Here is a 4,674-nt window from a genome sequence, read left to right on the forward strand (position 1 = left end):
AAAATCATCTAATTATGCAATTAATTTTAATTAAGCATTCCCATTAAGTAATTAATGATCCACTACTTGTTTAGTTTGATTGCCACCACAATAACAAAAAATATGTAAACAGTCGTTTGACTTTGATTGACGTTAACGTTAACAGGACGTAAAGTTAACCCATCTTGCATTGGCGAACGCCAGTGTGTTGTCCATATACATTGAAGGTGTAGGAAGGAAAACCTATGAAAGTATTGGTGCCTGTTAAACGCGTAGTTGATGCCAATGTGAAAGTCAGGGTAAAAGCTGATAACACAAATGTTGATACGACCAACCTTAAAATGGCGTTAAACCCATTTTGCGAAATAGCGGTAGAAGAAGCTGTTCGCCTCAAAGAAGCTGGCATTGCCACTGAAGTTGTAGTGGTAAGTGTTGGCCCTAAAGCGGTGCAAGAACAATTAAGAACCGCAATGGCACTGGGTGCCGACCGAGCGATTCATATTGAGACCGATGAAGAGTTAGTGCCTCTTTCGATTGCTAAGCTGTTAAAGGCTGTGCAAGAAAAAGAGCAAGCACAACTCGTTATTTTTGGTAAGCAGTCAATTGACGGCGACAATAACCAAACGGGTCAAATGCTCGCAGCATTAACTGATATGCCACAAGCGACATTTGCATCAGAAGTCAAAATTGATGGTGACATGATTACGGTTACTCGTGAAATCGATGGCGGACTACAAACGCTGAAAATGCCTTTGCCTGCGATTGTGACGGTAGACTTACGTTTGAACGAACCTCGTTATGCTTCATTACCTAATATTATGAAAGCTAAACGCAAACCATTAGAGATTATGGCCGCGGCTGATCTTGGTGTGAGCTTAAGAGCGCATCAAACAGTACTTAGCGTCACTCCTCCTGTTGAGCGTAAAGCGGGCATCATGGTGTCTTCTGTTGAAGAGTTAGTTGATAAGTTAAAAAATGAAGCGAAGGTGATCTAATATGACCATTTTAGTATTAGCAGAACACGATAATGTTAGCTTGAAAACTGACACGGCGAAAGTGGTTAGCGCTGCAGCAGCCATTGGTGGTGATATTCATGTGCTGGTTGTTGGTGCAGATTGTTCTGCCGCGGTGAGTGCAGCACAAAGTCTAGCGGGTGTGAGTAAAGTATTAGTGGCAGATGCCGCTCAATATGGCGCTCAATTAGCTGAAAACGTATCAAAATTAGTGGTTGAAATTGCGGCTGATTACGAACATATTTTAGCGGCGGCAACCAGTATAGGTAAAGATACATTGCCTCGCGTAGCAGCATTATTAGACGTTGCTCAGATATCTGAAGTGATTGAAGTTGTAAGCAGTGACACTTTTGTACGCCCTATTTATGCGGGTAATGCACTTGCGACTGTGCAAAGCTTAGATGCTAAAAAAGTCATGACAGTGCGCTCTAGTGCATTTGATGTTGTAGCATCAACAGGCAGTGCTGAAGTCGTTAACTTAAGCCAAGCAATAGATTCAAAAACTGAGTTTGTTTCTCAGTCACTCACTGAATCTGCCCGTCCTGAACTCGGCAATGCAGGCATTATTGTGTCTGGTGGTCGTGGTATGGGCAGCGGTGAAAACTTTGCTATTTTAGAACAACTCGCCGATAAGTTAGGCGCAGCAGTAGGTGCATCACGTGCAGCGGTTGACGCAGGGTTTGTACCTAACGACTTGCAAGTAGGCCAAACAGGTAAGATTGTCGCCCCTAACTTGTACATTGCAGTGGGTATTTCTGGCGCGATTCAGCATCTTGCTGGTATGAAAGATTCAAAAGTGATTGTGGCCATTAACAAAGACCCTGAAGCCCCTATTTTTCAAGTAGCGGATTATGGTTTGGTTGCCGACTTATTTGAAGCGGTACCGGCATTGAATAACCTCGTTTAATCTGACGTTAACTCGTTAGGTGGGAAGTTGATTAAGTTAGTTTTTTCAATCGACTTTAAAGCACGATTATACGTTTTGTTATTCGATTAAAAGGTTTCTACCTATACGGTAGAAACCTTTTTTATTGGGCTAGTCTCGGATTTAGCCTTAGTTTTAGTACTGATTTTGATGATAACGTTAAAAAATTCAGTTCAAATATCGACGGTTTGATGCGGTTGCCGTTTTTGTGTCCATTACATTAGTGTGCATTTGATTTAAAAACGTTAAACTAATGCTGTTCAATTGTTGTTTAAATTGGCGTTGTTGTTATTTGTGGTTCTGTTTAGTGCTTTTTACTGGCGCAGAATATGCGATTTATGATTGTATGTTCGCGTTGTTTGTCAGGAGCTTTATGTACAAACAACAAAAGTAGAGGTGCGTTGCATAAAAGTCATGTTGAATTGGGTGATGCCAATAATTCGACATAAAAGGATGCAATGCCGAAATAAATGGGGTTATCAGCTTCATTTGTTGGGGCAGTTCTCGAAAGGGACTGCACTGTCATAGTGTTTTTATCAACTTGATAAAAAGAATGATATTCATATTAAATGGATATTGCTGTGGAGTGCTACTAGTTAAGTTAACGCATACACTTTCTGTGTATGTTTAGCCTTATTTCTAGTTTTTTCTCCATTCGTATCCAACGAAGAAATAATTAAATTATGATAATAAGTTATGCCGATTCGGCACTTTCTGTTTTGCCACCACTTGTGGCTATTACTCTGGCCATTTTAACTCGTAAAGTATTGCTCTCTTTAGGAGTAGGCATTGTTTTTGGCGCCTTATTACTAACCGATTTCTCATTGGTTAGCAGCGGCGAATATATCTTAAATACCGCTAGCCAATTAGTTTGGAAAGACGCAGCGCTGAATAGTTGGAATGTGTACATTTTAGGCTTTTTGATTGTGCTGGGCATGATCACAGCATTGATCACCGTTAGCGGCTCAGCCCGTGCTTTTGCTGATTGGGCTAAATTGCGTATTCGAAATAAACGTGATGCCAAGTTAATGACCATGTTTTTAGGCTGCGTAGTGTTTATTGATGATTACTTTAACAGTTTAGTCGTCGGCTCGATTTCACGTCCAATTACTGACCGCTACCATATTTCGCGTGCCAAATTGGCTTATATTCTTGATTCCACCGCCGCACCAGTGTGTGTTATTTCTCCCGTGTCTAGCTGGGGGGCATACATTATCGCATTAATTGGCGGTATTTTAACTGCCCATGGATTTACCGATTCTGGCCATTTGAGTGTCTTTATTCAAATGATCCCAATGAACTTTTATGCCATTTTCTCGTTATTATTATTACTGTGTGTAGCAACGTTTAGCTTAGATGTAGGCCCAATGCGTCAGCATGAATTAAACGCGCTGCGTGGTAATTTGTTTGATGAGTCAAAAGGTCAACCACCTGGCGCAGTCACCGACTTACCTGAAGCCGATACCGGTAAAGTGATTGGCTTGTTTTTACCTATTGCGGTATTGGTGTTCGCGACAGTGTATTTTATGGTTTCAAGTGGCGCCGACGTGCTAGCAACCAAAGACTTACCGTTTAATGTACTCGGTGCATTTGAGAATACCGATGTTAGCTCGTCACTATTTTTTGGCTCTGTAATTGGTCTTATTGCAACACTCATTCTTGCGATTCAGCAAAAAGTTGATTTGTCTATGTTACTCAAAGGAATGTCGGTTGGTGCGCGATCTATGTTACCAGCCATTTACATATTGCTTTTTGCATGGACAATTTCGAGTGTGATTGGTCAGCTTGAAACCGGTAAATATATGGCAAGTTTAGCCACTGACAATATTCCATTTGCCTTACTCCCTGCAGTGTTATTCTTGTTAGCGGGTATTACCGCATTTTCAACTGGCACAAGTTGGGGCACGTTTGGGATTATGTTGCCTATTGCCGCAGACATGGCGATGGGAAGTGATAGCACCATGATGTTGCCAATGTTGGCTGCGGTGTTATCTGGTGCGGTATTTGGCGATCATTGTTCGCCCATTTCTGACACCACCATATTGTCGTCAACCGGTGCCAGTTGCCATCATATTGATCACGTTGTTACTCAACTGCCGTATGCCTTAATTGCTGCTTTAATTAGCTTGGTCGGTTACACCGTATTAGGTTTTACTGGCTCATTAATCGCAGGGTTAGTTTGCTGTAGCGTGTTGTTTGTCATCAGCATTGTGATATTACACTTTTGGGCTAAGAAGTAATTTCTTAAACTAAGCCCTAGTGTATGTAGGTAAATGTCCAATTTAAGCTGTGATGGAAATGCCGTACTCATAACGAATACGGCATTTTTGTTTGTCGTTGTCATGTTAAAACAGTTACTATATGCAACATAAACAGACCAACTATTAGGACGCATAATTTTGGCGCAACTGTACTTTTATTATTCGGCAATGAATGCCGGTAAATCGACTTCATTACTACAGTCTTCTTATAATTACCGCGAGCGCGGGATGCATACTTTAGTGATGACGGCATCGATAGACAATCGTTATGGTGTCGGCAAAGTGTCATCACGTATCGGCATCGAAACCGAAGCGCAGGTGTTCGGTAGCACTGATAATTTAATAGAGTTAATTTCGACGTCGAATGATGAGCAAAAAATTCACTGCGTATGAATGGTTGAAGTTAAGTTTTAAATTAAAGAAAAAGTTAGGCAGATACCACAGGTTGTTGATAATCTTGATCTTCAAGATTTGTGTAATGGCTTTCTAAATGTTT

3 protein-coding genes, 1 pseudogene and 1 riboswitch are annotated in these 4,674 nt (G+C 41.1%); all 4 genes and pseudogenes read left to right on the top strand.

Annotated elements, in window-relative coordinates; all coding sequences use genetic code 11:
- The first annotated feature begins 224 nt into the window (after nucleotides 1–224).
- On the top strand, nucleotides 225–974 hold the full coding sequence (locus tag CXF78_RS10580) for an electron transfer flavoprotein subunit beta/FixA family protein (RefSeq protein WP_102036755.1): 750 nt from the start codon (nucleotides 225–227) through the stop codon (nucleotides 972–974).
- Between the two features lies 1 nt (nucleotide 975).
- Nucleotides 976–1,899 carry an electron transfer flavoprotein subunit alpha/FixB family protein gene (locus CXF78_RS10585; protein WP_102036756.1) on the top strand — a complete coding sequence of 308 codons (924 nt, stop codon included), beginning with the start codon at nucleotides 976–978 and terminating at the stop codon, nucleotides 1,897–1,899.
- A 401-nt stretch (nucleotides 1,900–2,300) separates the two neighbouring features.
- Nucleotides 2,301–2,517: riboswitch (Lysine riboswitch) on the top strand.
- 83 nt (nucleotides 2,518–2,600) lie between these two features.
- Nucleotides 2,601–4,157: a Na+/H+ antiporter NhaC family protein gene (locus CXF78_RS10590; protein ID WP_374702283.1), complete on the top strand. Its 1,557-nt coding sequence runs from the start codon at nucleotides 2,601–2,603 to the stop codon at nucleotides 4,155–4,157.
- A 159-nt stretch (nucleotides 4,158–4,316) separates the two neighbouring features.
- Nucleotides 4,317–4,674: pseudogene (locus CXF78_RS10595) on the top strand (thymidine kinase); the annotation flags it as partial.

It is taken from the genome of Shewanella sp. 11B5, assembly GCF_002836795.1.
GTDB lineage: Bacteria > Pseudomonadota > Gammaproteobacteria > Enterobacterales > Shewanellaceae > Shewanella > Shewanella frigidimarina.